Origin of the sequence: Kineococcus indalonis (assembly GCF_009906395.1) — a bacterium.
In the GTDB taxonomy this organism is placed as follows: Bacteria; Actinomycetota; Actinomycetes; order Actinomycetales; family Kineococcaceae; genus Kineococcus; species Kineococcus indalonis.
Window position 1 is genome coordinate 1 of sequence record NZ_JAAALM010001017.1, and the last position, 471, is coordinate 471.

Here is a 471-nt window from a genome sequence, read left to right on the forward strand (position 1 = left end):
TGCGTGGAACAGCGCCGGCTGGGAGGCGCCCCGCGGGAGCGGCCTGCCGCCGGCCGCGGCCAGCTCGAGGTGCTCACCCTCCAGCGCGGGCAGCTCCTGCGCGCCGTCGTAGTCCTTGAGCCACACGAACTGCCGGGCCCCGGCGCCGTACCCGCGCCGGCTCTCGGCCAGGTAGCCCGCCGCGACCAGGCGCCGCAGGGCGATGCGCCGGTGCTCCTCGCGCCCGCCCACCTCGCGCAGGTCCTCGTGGACCGCGTGGTGCCCCGGTCTGCGCTTGACCACCGCGCACAGCGCCCGGGCCAGCTCCAGCACCTCCGCCTCGGCCTCTCGCCACGCCGCGCGCGTGTCCACGGGACGAGGGGCGCCGCGGGCGGGTGCGGCGGGTCGAGACGGAGGTGCGGCGAGCGGTGGGTCGGGTCAGCCACGCGGACCAGGACGAGCTCTTCGCGCTGCCCGCCGCGGCGCCGGCGC

1 protein-coding gene is annotated in these 471 nt (G+C 79.2%); it reads right to left on the reverse strand.

Annotated elements, in window-relative coordinates:
- Window positions 1-351: hypothetical protein (locus GTR00_RS22480; protein WP_166613671.1), on the reverse strand; the 351-nt coding region annotated here is incomplete at its 3' end.
- Window positions 352-471: the final 120 nt, after the last annotated feature.